Source organism: Gelidibacter salicanalis (genome assembly GCF_016469035.1).
In the GTDB taxonomy this organism is placed as follows: Bacteria; Bacteroidota; Bacteroidia; order Flavobacteriales; family Flavobacteriaceae; genus Gelidibacter; species Gelidibacter salicanalis_A.
This window is the reverse complement of record NZ_JAEHJZ010000036.1, coordinates 108,707-133,676: the sequence shown is the minus strand read 5'-3', so window position 1 is coordinate 133,676 and position 24,970 is coordinate 108,707. Positions and strand designations below refer to the sequence as shown.

The 24,970-nt window shown below is 36.5% G+C and carries 22 protein-coding genes; 16 read left to right on the top strand and 6 right to left on the bottom strand.

The annotated features are described in order from the left end of the window. The first annotated feature begins 3 nt into the window (after window positions 1–3). From JEM65_RS15435 to JEM65_RS15420, 4 genes are read left to right on the top strand one after another with little or no spacing between them, the layout of a single operon-like run. Window positions 4–984 (top strand): ABC transporter permease, encoded by a 981-nt coding sequence (locus JEM65_RS15435; RefSeq protein WP_199601359.1) that lies wholly within the window; start codon window positions 4–6, stop codon window positions 982–984. After that, entirely contained in the window at window positions 977–1,840 is an 864-nt protein-coding gene (locus JEM65_RS15430; protein WP_199601357.1) for an ABC transporter permease, read from the top strand. Before JEM65_RS15435 ends, JEM65_RS15430 begins: the two co-directional genes overlap by 8 nt. Window positions 1,841–1,848: 8 nt before the next feature. Further along, window positions 1,849–2,823 carry an ABC transporter ATP-binding protein gene (locus JEM65_RS15425; RefSeq protein WP_199601355.1) on the top strand — a complete coding sequence of 325 codons (975 nt, stop codon included), beginning with the start codon at window positions 1,849–1,851 and terminating at the stop codon, window positions 2,821–2,823. Continuing rightward, complete coding sequence (locus JEM65_RS15420) at window positions 2,810–3,421, top strand: ABC transporter ATP-binding protein (RefSeq protein ID WP_199601353.1); 612 nt, start codon at window positions 2,810–2,812, stop codon at window positions 3,419–3,421. Before JEM65_RS15425 ends, JEM65_RS15420 begins: the two co-directional genes overlap by 14 nt. A gap of 404 nt (window positions 3,422–3,825) precedes the next feature. On the opposite strand, the gene JEM65_RS15415 is transcribed toward JEM65_RS15420, so the two are convergent. From JEM65_RS15415 to JEM65_RS23020, 5 genes are all read right to left on the bottom strand, one after another. Continuing rightward, window positions 3,826–4,266 carry a hypothetical protein gene (locus JEM65_RS15415; protein ID WP_199601346.1) on the bottom strand — a complete coding sequence of 147 codons (441 nt, stop codon included), beginning with the start codon at window positions 4,264–4,266 and terminating at the stop codon, window positions 3,826–3,828. Between the two features lie 1,249 nt (window positions 4,267–5,515). Then, entirely contained in the window at window positions 5,516–6,409 is an 894-nt protein-coding gene (locus tag JEM65_RS15410) for a hypothetical protein (protein WP_199601344.1), read from the bottom strand. Window positions 6,410–7,090: 681 nt separating this feature from the next. Continuing rightward, the gene (locus tag JEM65_RS15405; protein ID WP_199601343.1) at window positions 7,091–9,361 is read right to left on the bottom strand and encodes a TonB-dependent receptor; all 2,271 of its coding nucleotides are present in this window, start codon (window positions 9,359–9,361) and stop codon (window positions 7,091–7,093) included. A gap of 109 nt (window positions 9,362–9,470) precedes the next feature. After that, a complete protein-coding gene (locus JEM65_RS15400) occupies window positions 9,471–10,835 on the bottom strand; it encodes an L-lactate MFS transporter (protein WP_199601342.1) in 1,365 nt (454 codons plus the stop codon). A gap of 700 nt (window positions 10,836–11,535) precedes the next feature. Further along, window positions 11,536–13,083, bottom strand: a complete 1,548-nt coding sequence (locus JEM65_RS23020; protein WP_199601341.1) for a sensor histidine kinase — start codon at window positions 13,081–13,083, stop codon at window positions 11,536–11,538. A gap of 1,527 nt (window positions 13,084–14,610) precedes the next feature. Between JEM65_RS23020 and JEM65_RS15390 the strand changes: the two genes are divergently transcribed. Then, on the top strand, window positions 14,611–15,363 hold the full coding sequence (locus tag JEM65_RS15390) for a LytR/AlgR family response regulator transcription factor (protein WP_199601340.1): 753 nt from the start codon (window positions 14,611–14,613) through the stop codon (window positions 15,361–15,363). A gap of 501 nt (window positions 15,364–15,864) precedes the next feature. On the opposite strand, the gene JEM65_RS15385 is transcribed toward JEM65_RS15390, so the two are convergent. Then, entirely contained in the window at window positions 15,865–16,044 is a 180-nt protein-coding gene (locus tag JEM65_RS15385; RefSeq protein ID WP_199601338.1) for a hypothetical protein, read from the bottom strand. Window positions 16,045–16,503: 459 nt separating this feature from the next. Between JEM65_RS15385 and JEM65_RS15380 the strand changes: the two genes are divergently transcribed. The 11 genes from JEM65_RS15380 (at window position 16,504) to JEM65_RS15330 (ending at window position 24,964) form a co-directional block, all read left to right on the top strand. Next, window positions 16,504–16,866 (top strand): hypothetical protein, encoded by a 363-nt coding sequence (locus JEM65_RS15380; RefSeq protein WP_199601336.1) that lies wholly within the window; start codon window positions 16,504–16,506, stop codon window positions 16,864–16,866. A gap of 125 nt (window positions 16,867–16,991) precedes the next feature. Beyond that, complete coding sequence (locus JEM65_RS15375) at window positions 16,992–17,354, top strand: hydrogenase maturation nickel metallochaperone HypA/HybF (RefSeq protein ID WP_199601334.1); 363 nt, start codon at window positions 16,992–16,994, stop codon at window positions 17,352–17,354. Beyond that, the gene (gene hypB / locus JEM65_RS15370) at window positions 17,335–18,048 is read left to right on the top strand and encodes a hydrogenase nickel incorporation protein HypB (protein ID WP_199601332.1); all 714 of its coding nucleotides are present in this window, start codon (window positions 17,335–17,337) and stop codon (window positions 18,046–18,048) included. Before JEM65_RS15375 ends, hypB begins: the two co-directional genes overlap by 20 nt. Before the next feature lie 6 nt (window positions 18,049–18,054). After that, the gene (locus tag JEM65_RS15365; protein ID WP_199601330.1) at window positions 18,055–18,963 is read left to right on the top strand and encodes an urea transporter; all 909 of its coding nucleotides are present in this window, start codon (window positions 18,055–18,057) and stop codon (window positions 18,961–18,963) included. Between the two features lie 83 nt (window positions 18,964–19,046). Continuing rightward, window positions 19,047–19,349, top strand: coding sequence for an urease subunit gamma (gene ureA / locus JEM65_RS15360; RefSeq protein ID WP_199601328.1), 303 nt, complete (start codon window positions 19,047–19,049; stop codon window positions 19,347–19,349). 18 nt (window positions 19,350–19,367) lie between these two features. After that, window positions 19,368–19,721 (top strand): urease subunit beta, encoded by a 354-nt coding sequence (locus tag JEM65_RS15355; RefSeq protein WP_233530678.1) that lies wholly within the window; start codon window positions 19,368–19,370, stop codon window positions 19,719–19,721. Window positions 19,722–19,725: 4 nt separating this feature from the next. Next, a complete protein-coding gene (gene ureC, locus JEM65_RS15350) occupies window positions 19,726–21,444 on the top strand; it encodes an urease subunit alpha (protein ID WP_199601326.1) in 1,719 nt (572 codons plus the stop codon). A gap of 719 nt (window positions 21,445–22,163) precedes the next feature. Continuing rightward, window positions 22,164–22,676 carry an urease accessory protein UreE gene (locus JEM65_RS15345; RefSeq protein ID WP_199601324.1) on the top strand — a complete coding sequence of 171 codons (513 nt, stop codon included), beginning with the start codon at window positions 22,164–22,166 and terminating at the stop codon, window positions 22,674–22,676. A 4-nt stretch (window positions 22,677–22,680) separates the two neighbouring features. Then, window positions 22,681–23,370 carry an urease accessory protein UreF gene (locus JEM65_RS15340; RefSeq protein WP_199601316.1) on the top strand — a complete coding sequence of 230 codons (690 nt, stop codon included), beginning with the start codon at window positions 22,681–22,683 and terminating at the stop codon, window positions 23,368–23,370. 38 nt (window positions 23,371–23,408) lie between these two features. Next, entirely contained in the window at window positions 23,409–24,041 is a 633-nt protein-coding gene (ureG, locus tag JEM65_RS15335; RefSeq protein WP_199601314.1) for an urease accessory protein UreG, read from the top strand. Window positions 24,042–24,154: 113 nt separating this feature from the next. Further along, window positions 24,155–24,964, top strand: coding sequence for an urease accessory protein UreD (locus JEM65_RS15330; RefSeq protein WP_199601312.1), 810 nt, complete (start codon window positions 24,155–24,157; stop codon window positions 24,962–24,964). Window positions 24,965–24,970: the final 6 nt, after the last annotated feature.

The window sequence follows — 24,970 nt, the reverse complement described above, 5'->3', positions numbered from 1 at the left end:
TTAATGATTACATTTATCCTGAAAAAATTAGGAAAATTGGCTGCATTACTGGCGGCGATCAGCATCTTGTCATTTATATTGATAAGTTACTCACCTGTGGATCCGGTTCGTTCCTATATTGGTGCAGAAATATCAAGGATAAGTCCTGAACAACAGAAAAACATCGAACAATATTGGGGTTTAAACCAATCGAAACCCCAACAATTCCTCCAATGGGCCAAAGCTTTGACTCAAGGTAACTTAGGAACATCCTTAATTTATCGAGAACCCGTTTCTGAAATTATAATCGATAGGTTTTCTGCCTCCATTGCGCTTATGGGTTTAGCCTGGTTGTTTTCAGGTGTTTTTGGATTTTTACTGGGCATTCTTGCGGGGATGAACGAAGGTTCTTTACTGGATCGACTCATTAAAAGTTACTGTTTCATTTTGGCCTCTACGCCGTCTTTTTGGCTTGGGTTATTGTTATTGATGTTTTTTGCTTCGTGGCTGGGCTGGTTCCCAGTGGGCTTGGCTTCTCCTGCCGGCAGTCTAACGGGGGAAGTAAGTTTTGCAGATAAAATTAACCATTTATTTCTGCCCGTTCTTACCTTGAGTATCGTTGGAGTGGCTGGTGTTGCTTTGCATACAAGGGAAAAATTAATTGAAGTCTTAAACAGTGAATTTATCCGATTTGCTCGTGCCAAAGGAGAAAGCGGAATCAAACTATTTTGGCGCCACGGACTGCGGAATATCTCGTTGCCGGCCATCTCTTTGCACTTTGCCTCCTTTGGCGAACTTTTTGGCGGTGCCGTTTTGACTGAACAGGTATTTTCCTATCCCGGTTTGGGGCAGGCGGTGGTCAAAGCTGGTTTGGGGGGAGATGTGCCCTTACTTTTAGGAATCACATTGTTTAGTGTGATTTTCATCTTTGTCGGGAACTTTATAGCAGATTTACTGTATGTCGTTATCGACCCAAGGATGCAAATTAAACCTTCCCATGACTGAGTTGATTTCTAAATATTTGCCCTTGAAGCGTTCCAAAAAAAGGAATCGACGAAAACGAGCCTTAACTTTTTCTGTCTTAGGCGTTATTTTATTGCTTATTCTTGTGGGTAGCGGTTTCTTGATAGACACTCAAGGTCTGGTGGTAAATTTTGATGAAGCTAATAGCGCCCCTTCATGGAGCCATCCTTTTGGTACAGATTGGTTGGGACGGGATATGTTTGTTAGAACGGTTAAAGGTTTGTCCCTAAGTTTTTGGGTAGGATTGCTCGCTGCTTTCATAAGCGGAGTGATCGCCTTGATTCTTAGTTTATTATTGCTTGTAAACAAAACACTGGATTCATTGGTTACCGGACTTATTGATTTATTTCTTGGCGTACCACATATCGTAGCGCTTATTTTAATCTCCTTTATGCTTGGCGGCGGACTTTACGGGGTTATTATTGCAGTGGCTTTAACGCATTGGCCGCGATTGGCACGTTTGCTAAGGGCAGAGATTATGCAGATAAAAAATAGTGAATATATTTCGGTTTCCCGACATATGGGGAAATCATGGTTTTGGATTGCCCAACATCATATTTTACCACATTTAATGCCCCAGCTGTTTATCGGTTTTATCTTAATGTTTCCGCACGCCATTTTACACGAAGCCAGTATCACCTTTTTGGGCTTTGGATTGTCTTCAGAGCAACCAGCTATTGGAATTATCCTTTCGGAAGCAATGGGGTATTTATCTTCGGGCATGTGGTGGCTGGCAGTGTTTCCGGGTTTGATGCTTTTGGTTATGGTGGCTGTTTTTGATAGTTTGGGACGTAATTTGCGTAAAGTATTCGACCCGTTTAAAGGGCAAAAACATTGAGTTTGACGATGGAAAAGCTGAAAAAAATACCGTTTTCTGAAACAAAAGAGATGAAGTCTTTATTGGAGGTTAAAGATTTTTCGCTTTCATTTCCACAGTACAAAAAAGGATTTCGAGAATCCTATATTGAAGTAATCAAGGATTTTGAATTGACCATTCATCCGGGTGAAATAGTTGCAGTGGTAGGTTCGAGTGGGTCGGGAAAAAGCTTGTTGGCAGATTCCCTACTAGGGATTTTACCTGAAAATGCAGAAATCAAGGGGAAGATTTATTTTGAAGGGGTAGCGTTAACTGCAAAACGCCAGCAGCAAATCCGGGGTAAGGAGATTTCACTAATTCCACAATCGGTAATGGCTTTAGATCCTTTAATGAAAACGGGTCAACAAGTACAAAGCAGTATCCAAAACAAAAAAGAGAAGAAAAGAATACAAAAGGAAGCATTTCAAAAGCTGGGCTTACCAAAAGACACCCATAAAAAGTATCCTTTTGAACTTTCTGGGGGAATGGCCAGGAGGGTTTTAATAGCAACCGCCATGGTAAGCGAAGCCAAATTAATAATTGCCGATGAACCCACTCCCGGTTTGGATGAGCAAGCTTTGGAAGAGACGCTAACCCACATCAAACAACTCAGTGAAAATGACAGAGGCATGATGTTTATTACGCACGATATTCACGCAGCTTTAAAAATCGCTGATAGAATTGCGGTTTTTTATGGCGGTGAAACCGTAGAAATTGCCAACAATGAGGACTTTTTAGGAAAAGGTGAAAATTTAAGGCATCCTTATACAAAAGCTTTGTGGCGCGCTTTGCCAGAAAATGATTTTAAAGCCTTAAAAGGAAATCAACCTGAAGCTGGGGAAGTATTCCCTGGCTGTGTGTTTGAACCCCGATGTCCTATAGCGACTGATTTTTGTAAAAAAAACAAACCAAAGTCTGCGATGGTAAATAATGGAATAGTAAGATGTTTTTATGCTGAAAGTTAACAACATAAGTTTTGGTTATAACTCAGAACATGGGGTATTCAAGGACATTAGTTTAAGCCTAAAGCCTGGGGAAATCCTTGGACTGTACGGAAAAAGTGGCATAGGTAAAACTACTTTTGCCAAAATTATTGCAGGTTACCTCAAACCAGATACAGGTTCAGTAGTGGTAGATGGTGAAACTTATCCTTTTAAAAGGCGAAATCCTGTACAATTAATTGGGCAGCATCCTGAGAACACCATTAATCCGCGCTGGCAAATGAATCAGGTTTTAGGAGAATCTGGCGTATTTAGCGATGAATTTTTACGGGAATTGGGAATTAGTAACGAGTGGATGCACCGTTTTCCCTCTCAACTTTCGGGAGGAGAATTGCAGCGGTTTTGCCTTGCAAGAGCTCTTGTGCCAGAAACCAAATATTTGATTGCAGATGAGATGACCACGATGCTTGATGCTATTACTAAAGCACAGATTTGGGAAACTGTTTTGCAGTTAATTAAGCAGCGTCAACTGGGAATGTTGGTTATTAGTCACGAATTCCCCTTATTAAAAAGAACATGCCATCGCATTCTTGATTTTGAAGACCTTTTAGGTAAAAATTAAGGTTTAAATGTTTTATTTAAGTACATGACAAAAACGAGAAGACATTTATAATATCTTGTTTTAGGGCATTCAAGAAAAGTTCCATGAGGTGGTCCAGCCCATATTTGAATATACTTTTTGCCTTCCTTCCATGTTTTTTTATGGGTTTGGACTTTATATTTTTATGTAAAAAGATCCCAACCTTGTAACACCGCACGAAAGCCACCATTATCAAGAGCACCAGTTTTTCTATCCGCTCGATATCCTGGAGGTGGGTCTTTTCTATATCGAAGCCACTGGATTTCATGGATTTGAAGCGCATTCCTGCCCGTCCGGCTGGCGGGTCTATTTGCCATCTTTGGGCCTAATTTTTTTGCGGGCCCTCCGGTTTGTTGAAAGAACCCAGGATCAGGAAATCCAGTTTATCATCCCTGGCATATGTTTTTTGCCCGGACAAATTGCACAACTCGCCGTTGACCCCTGACGATCTTTGAACAGTGCCTGAGCTGGCCCAAGGCCAGGTTGTGGAAAAGGAGGGCTGCTTTTATTTCTTTGTTTTTGTGGGGCAGGAACGCTTTGAAGTTGTTGCGGATGCGTATATGGTACCTAATGTTGTTGTGGTTGAGGTAGCCCAGCCATTGCTGCCCCACAAACTCCCTATCGGCAACCAAGGATTCGATCACATCTTTTCTAAAGAGCCTGATGAAATGTTCCACCATGTCAATACGTTCCTGGCTGCTTGAATTCCCCCGCTTGGGCAGCATCGTAAAGAGCAACGGAAAGGCCACACCTTGATATACCACCCCGAGCATGAAAATGTTGATGTCCAGCTGTCCAAACTTCCAATTCGTCTGGTCAATACTCAACCTTATCCCTTGTTTTTGGGCAGCAAATTGAAAACAAGCTTGGCCACAAGATCGCTGTCCATGGCATACTCTGAAATGAAACGCTGGATACGCCTCAGGGAGGAATCCTTTTTGGCACCGGCGTAAAAGGCATTGGGAGTTTCTCGAAACCCACGGTCTGCACCTTGCAAAAGGCAATGATAAAGTAAGAGATGAACTTGACCCTGGTCAAGTTGATCCTTCCTTTGAAATGGGTATTGAGAATGAAGTTAATTGTGTATTTTTAAGGCAAGCATTGGTTGTCTCCATTAGAAAAATAGGGCGAATTATCAGTATAACATACTGATAATCAATGATTTATATTGCATTTTTAACATTTATTTCGTTGATTTTCAGAGGGTTGTATTTTTGTCATGTACTAAAAAGTTTTATAATAATTATATTTATTTACAAGTTTTTTAAAAAAGTAGTGATTATAAATCACTACTTTTTTTTACCCATTCTATAGATTCAGCTCTTTGGATCTTCATTCTAGTGCAAGCTGCCTCATCTAACGAGACATTAAAAACTTTTGTATACTTTAAGGCCACCTCCAACTACACTTCAATCTCATAAAGGTTGTTTGGGTTTCCTGCCAAAGATTCGATTATGGCTATTGGCCGTCTCTGCCTGTGGGTGAAGTGAGTACGTGTATGGAGCTTGCGTTTTTTCCCTGCCATGGTACTCCTCCAGTTTTCCTCCACGTATTGCTGGAGTATGGCTGCCATCTAGGTCTGAACTGGAGAGATCCAAGAGAGATTTGTATCTTTTCAAAAGAGCTAGCCAGCAATTTTTTCAATCCCCGTTGACAAAGCATAATGGCCTTTTCATCAAGAAGGCATCTGTGTAGGACAATTGATGCCATTGCACGCACGTTACTATTTTAAAAGCGCATTAACAATCTTGACATTGTCACTATAGTTAAATTACTCGTTTTTCTAGTGGGAGAGGTGTGGAATAATCTCCTTCTTTCTTGTAACCCACGGTGTACATAAAGAATTGTTTTTGAATATGAAACGTTGGGAACGCAATTATGGGCAACCCTTCTATTTTTCACAAAAAGTTTAAATCACTTTAATGTCAAATTAAGAGCCAGCCAGCCAGAGGTGCTTCAACTTTATATACGAAAAAACATCTCGAGAATACAACTTAAGCCCCATCTCACTCATCGGAAAAGAACCAATTCAGGCAACATAGTTTTAAGCTTCAGCCTTACCGGCCATCAGAATCCTTAGTCATTAACAACAGTATTTTTTTCGTATTTGTTATGAATTGTTAGTATAGCCAATCCAAAAAGAACAGCCACAACAATTAATATAGTGCTAATTAATCCGCTGACTCCAAACGACATTCGTATTAAAATTGTCGAAATAACAAATCCAGAGTTTCTGATAATTTTATGAAACTGGTCTGTATAAAAGAATGAAATTAAAAGTAGTACGACATCTACTAGAATTAATACAGTAAAAAATTGTTCAAAAAAGAGATTATTGATACTTTCAAATGAGGTCAATTCGCTGAATGAGATGGAAATTTCCTTAAACCAGTCTATAAGTGTATATAAAGCCATAACAAAAAATAAGGGCACCAAAATAACTGCAATTAACCTTTTCTTTTTAACAAATCTTTCAATTACTGGTTTAATACTTGCATTCTGGACACCTTTTCGTTGTCCTTGTTTTTGAAACAGGAATATTAAATAAAAAAGTAAAAGCGAAGCGACTAAATCATAGGTAAATTGTAGGTCTCCTTTAATTTCAAACCAATTTGCAGAAAGCTCCAATGCCGATAAATCCTTAAACAATTTACGGATTATAATAAGCGTAATAATTTCATATTGCTTTGTGATGTAGGTTGTAAACGACTTAGGTAAATAATAAATTAATAGATAAACCTCATAAATAAGAATAAAAGAGAATGGGGTATAGATGGCAGATATAGGGTTATTGAATAATTCCGAGTTTGATGGAAAGTCTATATAATTTAATTTCAAAAAATAGATGACCGCTAAATGAATAAAAAAACTAATGAGCGCCACTTGGAGAATGATCACTTCAGTTTTCCCACGAGTATTCTCTGAAAGAAGCTTGTCGAAGAGAAATGATACTATGTTATTTTTAGTCATATTTATAACATTTTAGTGACTTAACCATTTGAGATTTCTCGGTTGTAGCAAATCCTTGGTTAAAAGTTTATTGGTTTAAAATAAGTATTAATTATGGCATCCATAAAAAAGCAGGAAGTCCAGTATCTTTCAAAGTAAACGAGTGACAACCATCACTTCAAAATAGCCACAGTTGTTCCAAAAATCATATCTTGAACGAAAATTCAACATTTTTTATTGATAAACTGGGCTTGCTGTAAAAACTCAATTATTACTGTATTTTTTAAACAAAAGGAAAGCGGAAATTAAGTATATTTAAGTATCAAAAAACCAAATATAAAACTAAAATTTCCGCAGTGATTTCTAAGGAGGAAGTTACTGAAATTTTCTTTAACATCTATGAGTTCCACGAGGTTTTTGAACCTGTCATTATGCAAAAAGTTTGTTGACTTTCCGCACTCGTAAATCACAAATACTATTCGCTAATGTAGATTGCTTTTGTGCTTTTATCCAACACAATACACAATTTATATGCATTACCGTCAAACACTTAACTACAATGAGGCCACAATGTATCAGGACTTTTGCCCGGCTACGGTCTTCTTGAATAGTGTTTGTTACTCAAGTCTTCAGTCAAATATAAAGGAGCCAGGGCCATCGGCGTATTAGGCGGAAAGAAATTACAGGTGTTTTTTGAAAATTTTAAAGATTATAAGTCACTCCAATAGAAAAATTTCGCAATGGTGCAGGAGAATAAGACTGCCCTCCAACATCATCAAAAGAATCAAAGGCATACGAGGCATAATTTTTATTGAAAAGATTGGAAATATCAACAAAAACTTGACCCTTATGAGACAAAGCTCCTCCCAAATTATAAAAGAAGCTGGCATCGACAAGTGTATATCCTTGGTAAAAAAAGGAGTTGTCTACCCCAGTAGCATATTTCCCGATATCCCTTAAACTCAGGCGTGCGCCTAGTGCAGATTTTAACGTGTAATCTAAGGAGAGGTGCGTTATCGTTCTTGGAACATTGAGCACTTCCTTCCCTTCTAGGGTTTTATCAACATTATCCATTATTTCGGTCCTAGTATAGGCAAAAGAGCCTTTTAAGCTTAAGCGTTCCAAAGGTTCCACTGCGAGTCCTAACTCAAGCCCACGACGTTGTGTTTTCCCTGAATTAAAGAATTCTCCAGAACCTGGGGCGGTTTCAGTTACCTCTTTGGAAGTATTCAAAATAAATCCGGTTAAATTTAGGTTGAAATGATTTTTATAAGCATATTCAACGCCAGCTTCATATTGCCAGATTTCTGAAGGCTCTAGATTTACATTACTATTATAGCGGGTAATGCCACTAGGAAGGGTAAAACCGTTGGAAACATTGGTTTTAAAATCAAATCCTTGAAATAGGGTAGAGCGAAAACCAACCTTCGGACTTAAATGCGATAAATTGTTGAGCGACTTTTTTTCTTCAGGGGTACCTGGGTCATTTAATTTTAAACTGCCGTCATAAACATCATAGCGGACACCGAGGGTTGGTCTAAAATAAGAACTAATTTCAAATTCCCCTTGGGCGAAAGCTGAAAAGGATTGCAGTTTATTATGGCGATTCTTGCTAAAATCCCGTCTCACTCTATTTTCAGTAGCCCAACCTTTAAAGTCGCTAAATTCGTTATAAAACTCAAGGCCGCTTACCCAATTCACATCAATTGAACCTATGTTATGTATTCCGTTTAAATTGGCACCTACGGCATATACATCACGAACTATATAATCTTCGGTTTGTCCTCCCAGTTCGAAACCATATTTACTAAAACGTTGGTAATCTTGCTGTACTGCATATCCAAAAACCAACAAACGCAGGGTTTTGTTAAAACTATGATTGACATCAACACGTTCAGAGACATAATTCTTATTCCCACCATCATTCTCAGCATTAACAGCCTGTTTGCCCCGTCTATCTTCGTCGTAGAACTGTTCACCGGGGATGTAACCTGGGGCGTCCCATTTTCCGCTATAGCCTTTAAGGTTTAAGGTAATATCGGTACGCTCAGTGACGTTATAAGCCACACGTGCATTCAAATTTCCTTTAAGGAATTCAGAGTTTTCCGTAAAACCGTTTGTTCTGTACAATTGCGCGGCAAAATTGGTTTTCAGAGTTTTTTTACCCAATTCGAAAGGCTGTCCAAAGGCAATTTGTGCATCAAAGGTTTCGAAAGAGCCACCCTTAAGACTCAAATCTTGGTATACTCCACCTTTTCTGGTCTCAAAAGCCAAGGTTCCAGCCATTCCATACCTCCCGAATAATACCGACGACGGACCTTTATAAACATCTACCTTACTAATATTTATGGGGATTATTAAATTCATATCGGCATAGCCGTCGTGAGCGCCTTCTCCCTCGTTTAGGGATACACCATCAACTTCTATAGCGGCTTGGCCCTCATGGCCCGCACCGCTAAAACCCCGCATCGTAAATACATCGGCCACACCGCCTTGGTTATAGGCGCCAATCTCCACTCCCGGTACTTGATTTAAAATTTGTTGTGCGTTGGTAAGATGGAGGTTTTTAATGGTGTTGAGGTTAACAGTACTAATGGATGCTACCCTATTCCGGGTTTTTAAAGCACCGCCCTTAATTGTAATTTCTTTCAATTGGAAGGATATTTCTTTGAGGTTTATCTTCACTACAACAGTTTTCCCCGCTTCAACCTTTATTCTTTTACTTGCGCCATCATAGCCAATAGCAGAGGCCTCCAAGGTATATTCTCCCACCGCTATATCGCTAATGACAAAACGTCCATTGTTATTTGAAAAGGCACCTTTATCAGTTCCTAAAACCAATATATTTACATTGTCCATAACAGAACCTGCCTCAGAGATTATTAGACCTTCAACTTTGCCCTTCTCTTGGGCAATAATTCCAGAAATGTTTATAAGACCAGAAAGGAAAAATAATACTTTTGCAAACTGCATTTTGGTAAGGTTTTAGGTATAGAAAGGATAAATCAGCGCCGGATTATTTTCTTCGTATTTTTTAATAATTGACATTCTATAAGTTATTTAAGTGTAAATTGGTTACCTATTATTTTAGGTCTGGCGTCCAATCTTCATCCAAATCTATATCTATTGACGCTTTTTTATCTTTACCTAACTCTAAATGTACATGTGGCTCATCTATAATTTGGTCTTGCCTAAATGTTGGCTTTTTCAGAAAATAAACAAGGATGGCCGAAATAGCGATGAGCACAATAGCAGCATAATATGCATATGTATATGATCCGGTTGCGGCTTTAACATTTGCTGAAATTTGTGGGCCTATGATTAAGGAAAAACCCCATCCGTAATACACAAAACCATAGTTGGCACCATAATTTTTCAATCCGAAATAATCTGCAACGATCGAAGGAGTGATACTTAATGCTGATCCGTATGCCACACAAGCAACTACAATTCCAAAAATTACCGTATATGGTGTTGTATACATTGGGAAAAGGAACATGTTTATTGCAGCAAGGGCATGGATGATATAATAGGCATTTTTTCTTCCTATTTTGTCAGAAACTATTCCTCCTGATGCTCTACCCGTTGAATTTGATATGGAAGCTATAGGAACCATAATCACCAGTAATCCAGCAACTGTTGTAGCATAAGCACCAAGTTCGCCACCAGTCTGCACTAACATGATATCGGTTACGTTTCCAATTACCAATGCTCCGGCCGAACAAAAGAATGCATAAATTACCATCAACATCCATGCTTGTGGAGTTTTAACAACTGTCCCTACAGAAACACTAGGTGTATGCATTTGCGTCTCCTTTAGAGGTTTGCTGTCATCTCTGTCAGGTTGTGGGATAACATATCCTTTTGGAGGATTTTTCACCATGTACGCCATTGGTAGCCCAATAAGTAATATCAAGCCTCCCAAAATCATAAGGGTTTGTTCTAGCGAAAAGCCCAAACTTTTCAAAAGTAAAACTTCTAAAGGACCTAACCACAAGGCTCCCAAACCAAAACCAGCAACGACCAAACCATTGATCATCCCTTTTTTTGATGGATGGAACCATTTCATTGCTGCTGGACGGGGGCAGGCGTACACAAATCCTATTCCTGAACCAACGATAACCCCAAATGTAATAAAGAAAAACATGGGCGTATGTGTTGCAAACCCAGATAAAATGGTACCCAAACCTACCATGGTAACTCCCATTATCATTACCTTTTGGGGTCCAATTTTATCTTGTAGTGTACCAGCCACAATTAATATGGCGGCAAATACCATTCCTCCAATGGAATAAGGAAGACTTAACTGACTAATTTCCCATTGGTCATATAACCTCCCTCCAGTCTCGGGATCAATTGTGTATTCAATAACATCTTTTAAATTACTCCAAGTGTATAAAATACCAACACTAAAATTGGATAAGATACCCGCGATGAGTACCTTCATTGACATTTTTTTTGCTGCTTTAGCATCCATAAAGATATATTTAAGTTAATTGTAAGTTCAAATTGAAAAATGGGAGTTTTCCTGTACAAAGACATAGAATGCCATCAGACGTTTTTTATTTGACGCAAATTTAACCCCAATATGTCCTAGGCTTAAGCTCGAAGTAATAAATGACCTTATAGAACTGTAAATGCAGCCATAAAATTAATATGTGTAATTTTAGGCGTTAATTGTCCTTGAATTAGGAAATATGACCAATTAAAAATCAAACTTTCATGAATTTTTATTGATTTTGATTCTATGAACCTGATTATAGTTTATGTAGCCAATTTTAAATTGGATTTATTTTTAGAAAGACACAGAAAGAGGGCATTGGTAACATCTAAAAAAAGAGAACATAATAAACGTATTAAGACAAAACGAAGCAAGTGAAGCCTATAGAGGTATTGAAAGTATTGTGATACGCTCCCAAAATACATTCGTTGCAATGGGCAAAGCGTTATTTGGGTTAGATTGAAAAAAGCAGGCACAAAAAACTATCTGGTAAGGACTTACTGATTTAAAAAATATATTGGATAGGATGATCCTTATTGTGGGATTAGATCTGTTTTAGTGAAGCTGTAAAAAGCTGTTGCCTGACCATTGAATTCAATTTGCAAGGATCTTATTAATCGATTGGGAACTCCTATTAAGGACTGTTCTAAAAATCAGGTAAAGTAAACGTGAATTTAGACCCCTTGCCCAATTCGCTTTCAACCCAAATGGCGCCATGGTGTCTTTGAATAAAATCTTTGGTGAGGATTAAACCCAGACCAGTTCCTTTTTCTCCTTGTGTACCTCTGGTTTTTTGAACATACTGAAAATCGAAAAGTTTCTTGATTCTTTCTTCAGGTATACCAATTCCGGTGTCAGAAATAATGATATTTACCGCATTGGTTGTTTTTTCGCAGATTATTTCAATAGTGCCATTCTTGTGGCTGTATTTAATGGCATTGGAGATTAAGTTCCTTAGGATGGTGCTCAGCATATCTTTATCGGCATATACCAGTATAGGACCGTCTGGTATTATAGTTTTAATTTCAATATTCTTATGCATTGATTGATAGCTTAAAACTTTCAATACATTATTTACGATATCGTCAATTTTTAGGTTTTCACGAGTAAACGGTAAATTTCCTTTCTGTATTTGAGCCCAATTTAAAAGATTTTGCAACAATTCAAAGGTGTTTTGGGAACTGCTTTTTATAATTTGGACAGATTCTTTTAATTCTTCATGTTCATTGACGACAGGATCATCTAACAAAAGGGTGCTAAAACCAATGAGTGAATTAAAAGGACCTTTTAAATCATGGGCTATAATGGAGAAAAAAAGGTCTTTGGAAATATTCAATGTCTGTAAGTCCTTTGTGATTTCTCTGTTGATCATAAGACTTTCATTAAGTTTCTTTGTTTTGTTTTGAACAGATATTTGTAATTGATCAATGGTCCCTTTTTTTAGTTGTAAAGCCGATTGAATAATGACTACTATAGTTAAAATGATAATAAATAAAAGAACAGAAATTATGATTATACTTTTTTTAATTTCACTTTCCAAGGTGGATAATTCTTTGGTGGTTCGGGTTTCCAACAATGCATAAGCCTTGTTTAATTCTTTCATTATTAATATAACCCGCTTGTGATAATCCTCAGAGTTTACCAAGTCAATTGCCTTTGTTTGATTTGGCACCGCTTCAAGAGTGTTCAGACTTGTAGGTGCCTCTTCTAAAACATGAAGTGCTTCTATTTCTAGCTGAGTTAATAAAAGGGAATAGTTTAGGGCATTGGAAATCCTCTCCTTTTCAAGTGTGTCCAATTTTGCAGTGGCTATTAGTTGAGAGCCCGATTTTTTTATCGTTTTTATAAATGGGGGGTCTTGCTGCTCTTTTGTGGTTAAAATACCCCAGTAAACCCTGTTAAAATTCTCGGGCCGAGGCGATACGCCTTTACTGATGTTTAAGATTTCAAAATATTGATTTTTGTAAAGCGTGTCCTTTGTATTGGTATACAATCTGGCTAACCTGGTAAGGTCTTCAGAATTTTGACGGATTTCGTTTATTATTTTTTCAGATTTAAATTTATCATCTAGTATCTGAGAATATGTGTTTTCCCCTTGGTAGATCTTATAAAAAAAAAAGATCACTACAACTATTATTATAGCTAAGCTGATGATCTTAACGGTTAATGCCAGGTACTTATCTTTATAAAACACAACGCTTCTTTTTTTTTATAAAATAGGTTTTTACATGACTTTTTCGGTAAAGTAATACCGTCAATTTTTTGTGAATTATTTTCCATGCATAATCAAAATGATGATATTTAAAAGGGGAAGATAGTAAACTGGATGATAAAAATTAAATTTTTTTTATTAGGAGTTTCCGATTAAACTTTTAAAGCCGATGATCTTGAAATTTTTCCCGCTCTATGTAATTTGGTTCTATCACAAGCTAAACTACTTTGAACAAAAGTAACAACTTTTATCAGACAGCCCATTATCAATCAAATGTTAAAGTTGATTTCCCCAGATTTTATGGGCCGAACAGTCTTTTCAACATTATAGGGGGAGGATGGATCTGTGTACATAAAAAGAAATGGCCTTCGCGTTAAGACTTATTGCATATTGGGATAGTGAAAAGGCAAAAGTGTATACATTTATCACGAAACATTTTGAGCTAGAACGGGATAAAACGGCTGCAATCTATAAACCCAGATGGCAGATAGAGACGATGTCCACTAGACTTAAACAGAATTTTCCATTTAAATATTTTCTTGGAGACCCTCAAAATGCGATTGAAATACCGACCCCGCCTACTCGTCGGGCAGATTTACTGCAGAATTATGATACTGCTACTTATGTTTGTCTTTCAACACAGAACAAAAAGAAAATGGGCATACTTTAATATGGTAGCGATGATCCGGTTCTATCGTATGACCTATATCGATATCTTCAAGAAACTTGAAGTCCCAAACAAACAATGGAAAGGTTTGGTCACAAACCTACCGATCCAAAATTAGCCCTTTTTTAAAATACACCCCTTGCTATGGACAATAGGGAAAAATACAACGATTTTATTGAGCGTAGTTCTTGCTTTTAACAAAATATGAATCATTCTTTGATCAATTTCCGTAATTTCGTCACACTATAGTTCTTTAATCAAATTACTGTTACCAATATGACTTTACAAAGCCAAATTGTGATTTATGACGATTATCATAGAATATGGTACTCAACCGCTGTAATTTTACCTAATAAATTACTCTCCTTGAGGTTTAAGCGGAAAAGTTTAAAAAACGGAAAGTGTTTCAACACTATGAAAAAAAGTATAATTCGGGGTATGGGAGAATATATTTTCAAATGGCATAACAACCCCTTATTGATGTGCCATTTGGTTTTTCATTGAAGCATAGGAAGTTATAACAAAAGAAGTAGGTGAGGGGATGTTCAGTGTGTCTCCGGTTATCCATCGTCCAAAATTATTAGTATTTTAAAGAGCATTCTTGCAAAACAATTGTTTCAAGATATCCAGAGATTAAAGTGACACTATGGGGCGGTAAGTTTTGGACAATTGGCTATTTTGGCCAATAATTGGGCTTTATTATAAAGAGGTAGTGATTCGAGTATCTTTGAAAAATCGAAGAATGAAAAAATACATTCAGACCAGCAGACGTTATTGTGATACCTCGATGGCCCCGCCTAAGGGAGTTAATTTAACCAACAAAATTTTTAAAAATTAAGTAAATGATAGGAGCAGTAATTATCGATGACGAAGTTGAAAATATAAAATTAATAGAGCGGTTGATGAAAAAAGAATGTTCGACAGTTAACATTCTTGGTGTTTCCAACACAAAAAGTGGAGCAGTTGAACTGATCAATAAAGTACGTCCCAACCTCATCTTTATGGATGTGAATTTAGATGCTTTTTATACAGGATTTGATGTTTTGGAGCAAATTGAACCGCTGGATGCTAAAGTGATTTTTGTAACATCGTATGATGAATTTGCTATCAAAGCATTTGGTTATAACACCATTGCTTACATCGTGAAACCTATAAATAAAACGGATCTGGTTATGGCTGTTAATAAGACCATTACAGAACTTGAACATAAAATATATACAAAAGAAGCACAATTAGTAAGTCTTCGTGAAAGTATTAATTATGATATGCGTCAGATTATTGCAGTAACTACAATAAATGATATAGAATTAATAAAGGTGGACAATATTATTTATTTATCTTCCGATAGTCGTTATACCCATTTTTATTTAAAGGACGGGAAACATATAATATCATCTAGGAACCTCGGGAAATATGAAAGTTTAATATCAGGAAATTTCTTTCGAATTCATGCTAAATATTATGTGAACGTGAATTACCTTCATAAGATTCATAAAGAGATGGGATCTTGGTATTGTGAAATGGAAACTGGAGAATTGTTGACCATTTCTCAACGTAAATATGCTGATTTTTTGAAGTTTTTACGATTGAAATAATGAGATTTAAATAAATCCCATTTAGTATAGTATCTACGGTTTTTCAAATCTCTTACAAATAATGGGTATAAGCCCGTTTTGTAATGTAAGCTATAAGTATAATTTGTCCGCCTATACTTGACCAATTAGTCGAAACTATTGATGTAACAGATCCTTTTTGCCTTGGTAAGCAATCTGCACCATTTCAGGGTCCTGGCCGTGGTCTTTTTACCACCCCTAACACTAATATCCATCTCCGCGTAATCGGAAATGTTCACTTAAAAGTGCTCTTGGCGCTGAAGACTATACTTTTTTTGTCGAAGTACTCCTTGAATGTTTTGTCGATCTCTTTCGAGACTTTCAGAACCTACTATTTTTACCTTGAATTCTCGGCAGTGACTGTTCTATTTTCCCATATTGATGTTTTCCAGGGAGTTGATTCAACCTATCACGGCGACGTTTGATTGTCTTTACCTGCCACACCCCTTTCTGGGTCTTTTTATCGCTTTTTCTTTCCATCACCTAAAAGTCAGCACGTTTGGCTATTGCCCCACCTATTCTGAGCGTGAGATACCAAAGCGTATCGTAGCGCGAGTGGTACAATTGCCGTTGAAACTCCAGGGTAGAAGTGTCCTTTTTACGGTAGGGCATAAGGCCATGCCAATATAACGTGTCCAAACATTGCCATGCTGGCTTGGCCATAGCCCATAGGGTTTCTTATATTGTATGTCTTGCATACAATACCATACTTTTCCCAGGATGTCCTATAAATTAGCGGGTCAAGAACCCACGTCGGGAAATTATTCCATAAAACGAAATAGGTCATAAGATCAATTTTAGATGATATTGTTTGTCAGTTAGTTGTAAGCAAGTCTTTGTTCTTGGTTCTAACAGCGAAGAGGTCTTGATTCTTTTCCCTGACAACAATATTTAAAAATGATAAAAGGTCTTCTATTTTCAGCGGTGTTTAATTTGTAAAAGGAAGAATTAACGACTGTTGTTATTTATTTGTACTTCAATTAACTTGTCTTTTCTGCATTTTTCAACGAAATACCGACGCTTATTACTTCGAGTTGAGAAAATCCAGTTAACAGCTCTAACTTTACCTAGGTTAAAGTCTAAGATAATACAATTCTTAGCGCGTATAAGCAAGAATCAATTGTGAAAAATATAACAACATTCCTAAAAATTAACATTGGTACTTTAGTATTGTTGTTTGCGGTCTGTTTTTTTGCAGTTAATGACAACAGTAATGCTGTTAGTGAAACAGGACTAGCTGATGTTGCTCATGCACAAAACACTTCTAATATTAAAGTATGGAATTTGGCTTCCATGGAAATGGAGGAATTTGTTGCTACTATAAACAAAATTCCCGATTATGAGCATTTTTCTAAAAATAAAAGAGATAATATAGAAAATCCCACAAAGGATTTGCCTTATTTAATATCTTATAGTAATGGAATCAATACCGGATCGAAAATCGGGTTATTCATTCTTTATTCTTCTATTAAAATTCCCTCCTGATTTACCAATAATCCTAGAAAATAGGGTTGATGTTTTAAAACTTGTTTAACAAATCCCATCAATAACGGGATAGTATTGTTGAATGTTGAAGTATTGGTAATTTTCAATTCACCTATTCTAAAGTAATGCACGAAATATTTTTAATTCGAAATACTTTCGAAAGAATCGAGGAAGAGTTTCCTGAAAAATTTGAAAGAGTTTCAGAAATACATTTAAAGATTGGCTTATTGAGCAATGTTCAGCCAATTCTTTTGACAAATGCGTTTAAGGCATTTGTAATGGAGTTCCCACAATATTATAATACGAAGTTGATTATAGACACGCTTCCAGTTATAATATCCTGTAAATGTGGGGCTAAAACTAAAGTTAAAATGAACCGTTTTGTTTGTGAGCGCTGCAAGGATCCTTGTAGAAATATCATTCAAGGCGAAGAATTATTTATAAACGAAATAAAATTCAAAAACAAAAATGAATACGACGAAACCTAAATCATCAAGAATTACAGCAGGAAGTGTAGATACGGAACATGTATCACTAAATCTTTTAAGAGCCAATGATTTTGTGGCCCAAAAAATTAGAGAACAGTTAAAAGATATTTTGGTAATCAATGTATGTTCTTCTCCTGGTAGTGGAAAAACCACTTTAATGCAAAAAACAGGCGAATTGCTTAAAGGTAAATTAAAAATGTCTGTACTAGTTGCAGATCCAGAAACAGATAGGGATGCTGTACGGATGAAAGAATCGGGTATTAATGCATTGCAAATTGTCACTGGGGGAATCTGTCATATAGAGTCGCAAATGATATTACAGGCCATTGACTTGATTGATCTGGAAGGTACTGATGTGTTGTTTATAGAGAATGTAGGAAACTTAATGTGTCCATCCTCCTTCGATTTGGGAGAGGATTATAGAGTAACCCTTATTTCAACTACAGAGGGAGATGATAAGCCAAGAAAGTATCCTAAAATGTTTCTGACCAGTGAGTTGATGTTGATTTCTAAACTTGATTTGTTACCGTATTTACCATTTTCTGTGGAAGCGGTAACAGAGGATGCAAGAACAGTAAACCCTGATATTGATGTGCTGGAGATTTCTTCCTTAAAAGACACAGGACTGGATGCTTGGATACAATGGATTCAGACAAAACTTGAGGAGAAAAAGAACAAAAACAATTATAAATAAATTTTTATGGGAATATCCAAATTTATTAAAACAAGCTTTGTAGGAGTAGGTCAAATATTTCTTCAAGATAACGGATGGGCAGGTGTGCTTATCACAATCGGAATGTTTTTTAGCCATTGGGCATTAGGGGTAGCATGCATATTAGGAGCCATTGTAGGCACTATAACGGCAAAGTTACTCAAGTACAAAGAAGAGGATATCTTGTTTGGTCTATATGGTTTTAATGGGAGTTTAGCTTTTATGTGTGCAATATTTACCTACGGTTTAGTAGATGCATCAAGTCCGATAATTTGGATTATAGGAGGTGTATCTGCTATAATTTCAACCGTAGTTATGAATCTTTTTGTAAGAAATGGTAAGGTAGCATATACGTTTCCATTTGTAGTAACGTGTTGGGTAACGTGTTGGGGGTTTAGCCACTTTGGGGTTATGGGGCTCGTTCAAACTACACCAGCACTTCCAGATTACACATCAACTATAGCTGCTATTCAATCGCCATTTTTTGCTTGGGCCGAAGTTAATTTTGGTGCCCACTTTATAACTGGTATTTTAATCTTTTTAGGTATTGCTATTGCTAATCCGCCAGCTGCAATGTATGCTACTGTTGCGGCTACCGTGGGAGCATTGTTTGCACATTATATCTTAGGTATAGACGCCAATACCCTTGCCAATGGTATCTATGGCTTTTCTCCAATATTGGTAGCTTGTGCATTTGTAGGTCCCAAAATTGCTGACTTTCTCTATGTTATCATAGGTACCCTGCTAGCGGTTTTAATTCACTATGCATTTAGCCAATTTATTGCGACCTATACCATAGGTTTTATTATTGCAAGTTGGATTATGCTTGTGGTAAGAGCAAATGTAGACAAATCGAATCCGGATACCACAAAATTAGTTAGAATGATGAATCCCTGATAGGGATTGTTGTAAAAACTGTAGTAACGCTACTTATTGAATTTATTAATTAACGAATTATTAATCATTTAAATTTTAGAATTATGCACTTAGTACCAAGAGAACAAGAGAAATTACTGCTTTATTTAGCTGGCACTGTAGCCGAAGACAGAAAAGCTAAAGGTTTAAAATTGAACCATCCTGAAGCTATTGCTTTTATAGCAAAAAGGCTTATTGAAGGCGCACGGGAAGGTAAAAAAGTGGCCGTCTTAATGAAAGAAGGAACTACTTATCTAAAACGTGCAGACGTTATGGACGGTGTTGCAGAAATGGTACATGATGTACAAATTGAAGCAACATTCCCTGACGGAACAAAATTAGTTACTGTACATAATCCTATTGCTTAACCATAAAAAAAAGAAATTATGAGCGCAAAAAAAAATTACATAATTCCTGGCGAAATTATTTTCGCGAAAGGGGACATTGAATTAAATGCCGGAAAAAAAGTTACTAAAATTAAAGTAACCAATACTGGGGACAGACCTATACAGGTAGGTTCTCACTACCATTTTGCTGAAACAAATTCTGCTTTAGAATTTGATAGAGCCGCTGCAGAAGAAAAAAGGTTAAACATACCTGCCGGTCTATCGATTAGATTTGAACCAGGAGAGACTAATGCTGACGTAGAGTTGATCAGATTTGGGGGTTCTTGTGTGATTAGAGGATTTAGTCTGAGACACGAACAACAGAAATTGAAATCTTTAAAATTAAAAAAATAATATTATGAGCAAAATAGATAGAAAAAAGTATGCGTCAATGTATGGCCCTACAACGGGAGATAAAGTTCGTTTAGGAGATAGTCACCTATTTGCAGAAGTTGAAAAAGATTATACAGTTTATGGTGAAGAAAATAAATTTGGTGGGGGTAAAACCTTAAGAGATGGTATGGCTCAGTCTGCTACGCACACAAGAGATGAAGGCGTATTGGATTTAGTAATTACCAATGCCTTAATTATTGATTTTTGGGGTATCGTAAAAGCAGATATCGGTATTAAGGATGGTAAAATTTCAGGTATTGGTAAAGCTGGTAACCCAAATACAATGGATGGTGTGACTCACGGTATGAATATCGGAGCCTCAACTGAAGCTTTAGGTGGTGAAGGTCATATTTTTACTGCTGGTGCGATAGATGCGCATATCCACTTTATTTGTCCACAGTTGATTGATACTGCTTTATATAGCGGTATTACAACTATGATTGGCGGTGGTACAGGACCTAACCATGGTACATTGGCTACTACGGTAACTCCTGGAGCTTGGCATATTCAGAAAATGCTGGAATCATTGGATGAATTACCATTGAACTTTGGTTTGTTCGGTAAAGGTAACTCTTCTTCTGAGGCTGCGATAATCGAACAAGTTGAAGCAGGTGTTTTAGGATTAAAATTGCACGAAGATTGGGGTTCTACGCCTTCTGCTATTGATTGTTGTTTAACCGTTGCGGATAAATATGATGTTCAAGTAGCAATTCATACAGATACGTTAAACGAATCTGGTTTTGTTGAAGACACTATTAAAGCTATTAATGGTAGAACTATCCATACTTTCCATACAGAAGGTGCTGGTGGAGGACATGCTCCTGATATTCTTACCGTTTCTGCTTTGCCAAATGTTTTACCTTCTTCTACAAACCCAACTAGACCATTTACTGTAAATACAGCAGATGAGCATTTAGATATGTTAATGGTATGTCACCATTTAGATAAAAACGTAAAAGAAGATGTATCATTTGCAGATTCCCGTATTCGTCCAGAAACTATTGCTGCAGAAGATATTTTACATGATTTGGGCGTGTTCTCCATGATGAGTTCAGATTCTCAAGCCATGGGTAGGGTTGGTGAAGTAATTTGTCGTACTTGGCAAACTGCCGATAAGATGAAGCAACAATTTGGTGAACTAAAGGAAGATAAGGGTACTGATAATGATAACTACAGGATAAAAAGGTATATTTCCAAATACACCATTAACCCGGCAATTTCTCACGGGATATCCAAATATGTAGGTTCTATAGAAGTTGGAAAAATGGCCGATTTGGTAATGTGGAGAGCAGACATGTTTGGTGCTAAACCGGAATTGATTATTAAAGGTGGGATGGTGTTGGCATCTAAGATGGGTGATGCCAATGCATCTATTCCAACCCCACAGCCTGTGATCAACAAGCCGATGTTTGGTTATTATGGTAAGGCAATGAAGAATACTTCTGCATTGTTTGTTTCACAAGTTTCTATAGATAAAGGGATCACTCCTGGATATGGTTTAGGAAAGAAAATCTTACCGGTAGTAAACTGTAGGGACATTAGTAAAGCTGATATGGTTCATAACCATGAAACTCCTAAGCTTGAGGTTAATCCTCAAACATATGAGGTAAAGGTTGATGGTAAAGCAATTACTTGTCCGCCTATTGATGTAGTGCCAATGGCACAGAGATATTTCATGTTCTAATAAATCCTTAATTGGATTATCGTGTAGCGTGCTGAATACGTGGAGTAGCGTATTCAGCATTGTTACACTATAGGAATTAATGATATTTTCTTATAGAGAAAGGAACAAGTTGTGTTGATCGCCATTTTGTAATACCAGAAACAATTGAAAAGATGGATTTTCACAAAAGACCCTATCATGATGGTAAGTGGAATTTTGTCACTGATGGAGATAAATTTTTCATTTAAGAAAAAATTAAAAATAGTCAAATGAAGCTTGAAACAGGCTCGTTTTAAACAGAAAAAAGGTATGGCTTACACTATCCTGCCAAAGTGATAATTTGGGTAAATAGCTATCGAATATTTAGTAATGGCGAATTTTCATGATACCTCTCAGGGGTAAGATTAGACGACATAAAACGCACCATTACAATGAGTTACAGGGCGTGTAGGTGTAAACCATCCAAAGTGGATTTATTTGCAATAAAACAATTTTTATACGTGAATGATAGACTAGCAATTGAAGATAATAGTAGTAGGGCGGAGCATCAACGTTGATGGCTTTAAATACGGGGTCTAAGTAGCTTAAAATCACCTTGGTCATTGGGATATGAAACGTATTGAATATAAAAAGAAATGAAACTCAATTTGCAACAGAAATTCCGTTTTATATGAAAGCATCGGTCTCCTATAGTTTTTAACAAAAACATTGAAAGCAATACGCTTTATATATAAATAGATATGAAAATTATTTCTGAAATATTAGGGAATTTAAAAAGTAGGAAGAGCATCTCAAAAGAAATAGATTTCTTTGATTTAGAGTGGTTCGAGACGACTCGAAAAATTTTGAGAAAAGAAACCAGGAATGGAGAAGAAGTGGCAATACGGATATTAAAGGAAAAATTTAGAATCAAGCATTTGGATATTTTCTTTGAAGACGACACTAAAGTTATTGTAGCCAATGTGCTACCTGCTGATGCAGTTGTTGTACAACCTGTTAATATGCGTGAGATGGGCACTATTTGCTATGAAATAGGAAATCAACACATTCCTATTTTTATTGAAAACAACGAGATCATCATACCATTTGAGAATCCCATTTATAATTTATTAAAGAGAGCGGGATATTCACCCCTAAAAGAAAAACGAATTTTTGAAAATATGCTAAAAGCTGCTCCAGTTCATTCAATTAATAATAACACAAAAATAGATATGGATAGCTTATTTAGTAAGGTCTTGCCAAAAACAAAATAAAGATATGAAGATAAATGCATTATTAAGTCTATTGCACGTGGCTGATCCTAATTTACCTATAGGTGGGTTTTCTCACTCAAATGGTTTAGAAACCTACGTTCAAAATAACCTAGTAACTGATCAGGAAAGTACCCTGTTATTTTTACAAAAAATGATGAAGAACAATATTTTACATAACGATGCTTCCTATGTAAAACTGGTGTACCATGCTTTGGAAGCCAACGATTTTAATCAAGTAATATTCTTGGACTCTGAGTGTACCGCTTTAAAAAGTCCAAAAGAAATTAGAGAAGGGAGTCATAAGTTAGGAACACGATTATTTAAAATCTTTAGATCTAAGAATGAACATCCTCTATTAAAAGAATTGGAAAGTTATATAGCTTCAAATAAAGAGGTTGCAAATTACGCGGTTATCTATAGTATAGTTTGTTTTATAAGCGAAATTTCCTTGGAAGAAACCTTAACAGCATTTTATTTCTCTACGGCATCTGGGATTATTACCAATGCGGTGAAGTTGGTACCATTGGGACAATTACAAGGACAGGAGATATTATTTAAAATTCAAGAAGAAATAGAAGATTGGGTACATCAAACTATTGCGTTGGATAGGGACCTTGTAGGGATTTCCAATGTAGGATTTGATTTGCGTTCCATGCAGCATGAACGCTTGTATTCTAGGTTATATATGAGTTAAATAATAAGATATTAATTAAAATATTCAATGATTATAATATGAGAAAATATGTAAAAATAGGGGTTGCTGGTCCAGTAGGAGCTGGAAAAACAGCATTGATAGAAACCCTGTCAAGAAAAATGGCTAAAGATTATTATATAGGTGTGGTCACCAATGATATTTTTACTAGTGAGGATGAAAAATTCTTACAAAAGAATAGTCTTTTAGATGCCGATCGAATTATTGGTGTAGAAACTGGAGGTTGTCCTCATACCGCCATTCGAGAAGACGCAAGCATGAATTTGGAAGCTGTAGATGAGTTGGCCGAGAGGCATCCTGATATGGAACTGTTATTTATTGAAAGTGGTGGCGATAACTTAGCTGCTACTTTTAGCCCTGAGCTAGTAGACTTTACAATATTTGTTACAGATACTGCCGCCGGAGAAGATATTCCTAGAAAAGGTGGACCTGGAAATACACGGTCAGACTTATTATTGATCAACAAATTTGATCTTGCTCCTTACGTGGGTGTCAATTTAGATAATATGAAAAGGGATGCCTTAAAAATGCGTAACGGTAAACCATTTGTTTTCACCAATATAAAAACAGGTGAAGGTGTAGATGCAGTAATTGGTTGGATTAAGAAGTACGCTCTTTTAGAAGATATCAACGAGCCTGCTTTTGCAAAATAATTTTTAACAATAGAATATTTCTACGTACGTCCATTTTTAAGACTAATAATAGGTGGCGTGGAAGTGATTTATAAATTTCCAATAACTAGTTGGAATAATAATAAAATAGGCACATGAAAAACATATGCGAATTGAAAATAACAACAGGGATTGTTGATGGATTCCATCGGTTGATGGAACCTTACTTTACAGTGCCTTTTGGATTGTTGCGTTTTGACGCTAGAACACCTCATGATCCGTGGTTAAGGTATATGATACGAAGTTCTTCTCCGGGAATATTGGCTGGCGATTTTTACGATATGGAATTTTACGTAGAAAAGGATACAGCTTTAGGATTGGAAACCCAAGCGTATCAAAGAATTTACGAAATGGACGAAGGTGGTAAAGCCAAACAAAGTATGAAAGTAACGGTTGAAGAAAATGGATTCTTGCATTTTATTCCGCATCCACTAGTACCTCACAAGAATTCAGATTATTCAGCTAAAAACACCATTCATTTAAAAAAATCATCACAATTAATCTGGGGAGAAATAATTACCTGTGGGAGGAAAGGATCAGGAGAAATCTTTGATTATAAAAGATTAATGAACCACACAGAGATCTTTGTGGATGATCAACTTATTTTTAAAGATAAGGTACTGTTTGAACCAAAGAAAATAGATGTATTAGGGATGGGTCAACTTGAGGGGTATACACATCAGGCCACATTGTTCTCGTATACTAATAAGATAGAGTCCGAAGAATTGTACTATTATTTATTGGAGCGTCTTAAAGGTGAAGAAAACATAGAATTTGGGTTGAGTACAACTTTAGGTGATGGTGTGATCATTAGAATAGTGGGGAATAGTGGCGAACAACTTTTTCATATTTTGAAAAGTATTGAAGAGCGTATTCTCGACACTGTTATTGCTGAATTAGTATAAATCAGT

Excerpts from the sequence above, each read along its gene's own strand:
- JEM65_RS15425 (WP_199601355.1), top strand. The coding sequence starts at position 1,849 with ATGGAAAAGCTGAAAAAAATACCGTTTTCTGAAACAAAAGAGATGAAG.
- JEM65_RS15410 (WP_199601344.1), bottom strand. The coding sequence starts at position 6,409 with ATGACTAAAAATAACATAGTATCATTTCTCTTCGACAAGCTTCTTTCA.
- JEM65_RS15390 (WP_199601340.1), top strand. The coding sequence starts at position 14,611 with ATGATAGGAGCAGTAATTATCGATGACGAAGTTGAAAATATAAAATTA.
- JEM65_RS15400 (WP_199601342.1), bottom strand. The coding sequence starts at position 10,835 with ATGAAGGTACTCATCGCGGGTATCTTATCCAATTTTAGTGTTGGTATT.
- JEM65_RS15420 (WP_199601353.1), top strand. The coding sequence starts at position 2,810 with ATGCTGAAAGTTAACAACATAAGTTTTGGTTATAACTCAGAACATGGG.
- JEM65_RS15375 (WP_199601334.1), top strand. The coding sequence starts at position 16,992 with ATGCACGAAATATTTTTAATTCGAAATACTTTCGAAAGAATCGAGGAA.
- JEM65_RS15435 (WP_199601359.1), top strand. The coding sequence starts at position 4 with ATGATTACATTTATCCTGAAAAAATTAGGAAAATTGGCTGCATTACTG.
- ureA (WP_199601328.1), top strand. The coding sequence starts at position 19,047 with ATGCACTTAGTACCAAGAGAACAAGAGAAATTACTGCTTTATTTAGCT.
- JEM65_RS15355 (WP_233530678.1), top strand. The coding sequence starts at position 19,368 with ATGAGCGCAAAAAAAAATTACATAATTCCTGGCGAAATTATTTTCGCG.
- JEM65_RS15430 (WP_199601357.1), top strand. The coding sequence starts at position 977 with ATGACTGAGTTGATTTCTAAATATTTGCCCTTGAAGCGTTCCAAAAAA.
- JEM65_RS15365 (WP_199601330.1), top strand. The coding sequence starts at position 18,055 with ATGGGAATATCCAAATTTATTAAAACAAGCTTTGTAGGAGTAGGTCAA.
- JEM65_RS15385 (WP_199601338.1), bottom strand. The coding sequence starts at position 16,044 with ATGGCCAAGCCAGCATGGCAATGTTTGGACACGTTATATTGGCATGGC.
- JEM65_RS15340 (WP_199601316.1), top strand. The coding sequence starts at position 22,681 with ATGAAGATAAATGCATTATTAAGTCTATTGCACGTGGCTGATCCTAAT.
- JEM65_RS15345 (WP_199601324.1), top strand. The coding sequence starts at position 22,164 with ATGAAAATTATTTCTGAAATATTAGGGAATTTAAAAAGTAGGAAGAGC.
- JEM65_RS15330 (WP_199601312.1), top strand. The coding sequence starts at position 24,155 with ATGAAAAACATATGCGAATTGAAAATAACAACAGGGATTGTTGATGGA.
- ureC (WP_199601326.1), top strand. The coding sequence starts at position 19,726 with ATGAGCAAAATAGATAGAAAAAAGTATGCGTCAATGTATGGCCCTACA.
- hypB (WP_199601332.1), top strand. The coding sequence starts at position 17,335 with ATGAATACGACGAAACCTAAATCATCAAGAATTACAGCAGGAAGTGTA.
- JEM65_RS15405 (WP_199601343.1), bottom strand. The coding sequence starts at position 9,361 with ATGCAGTTTGCAAAAGTATTATTTTTCCTTTCTGGTCTTATAAACATT.
- ureG (WP_199601314.1), top strand. The coding sequence starts at position 23,409 with ATGAGAAAATATGTAAAAATAGGGGTTGCTGGTCCAGTAGGAGCTGGA.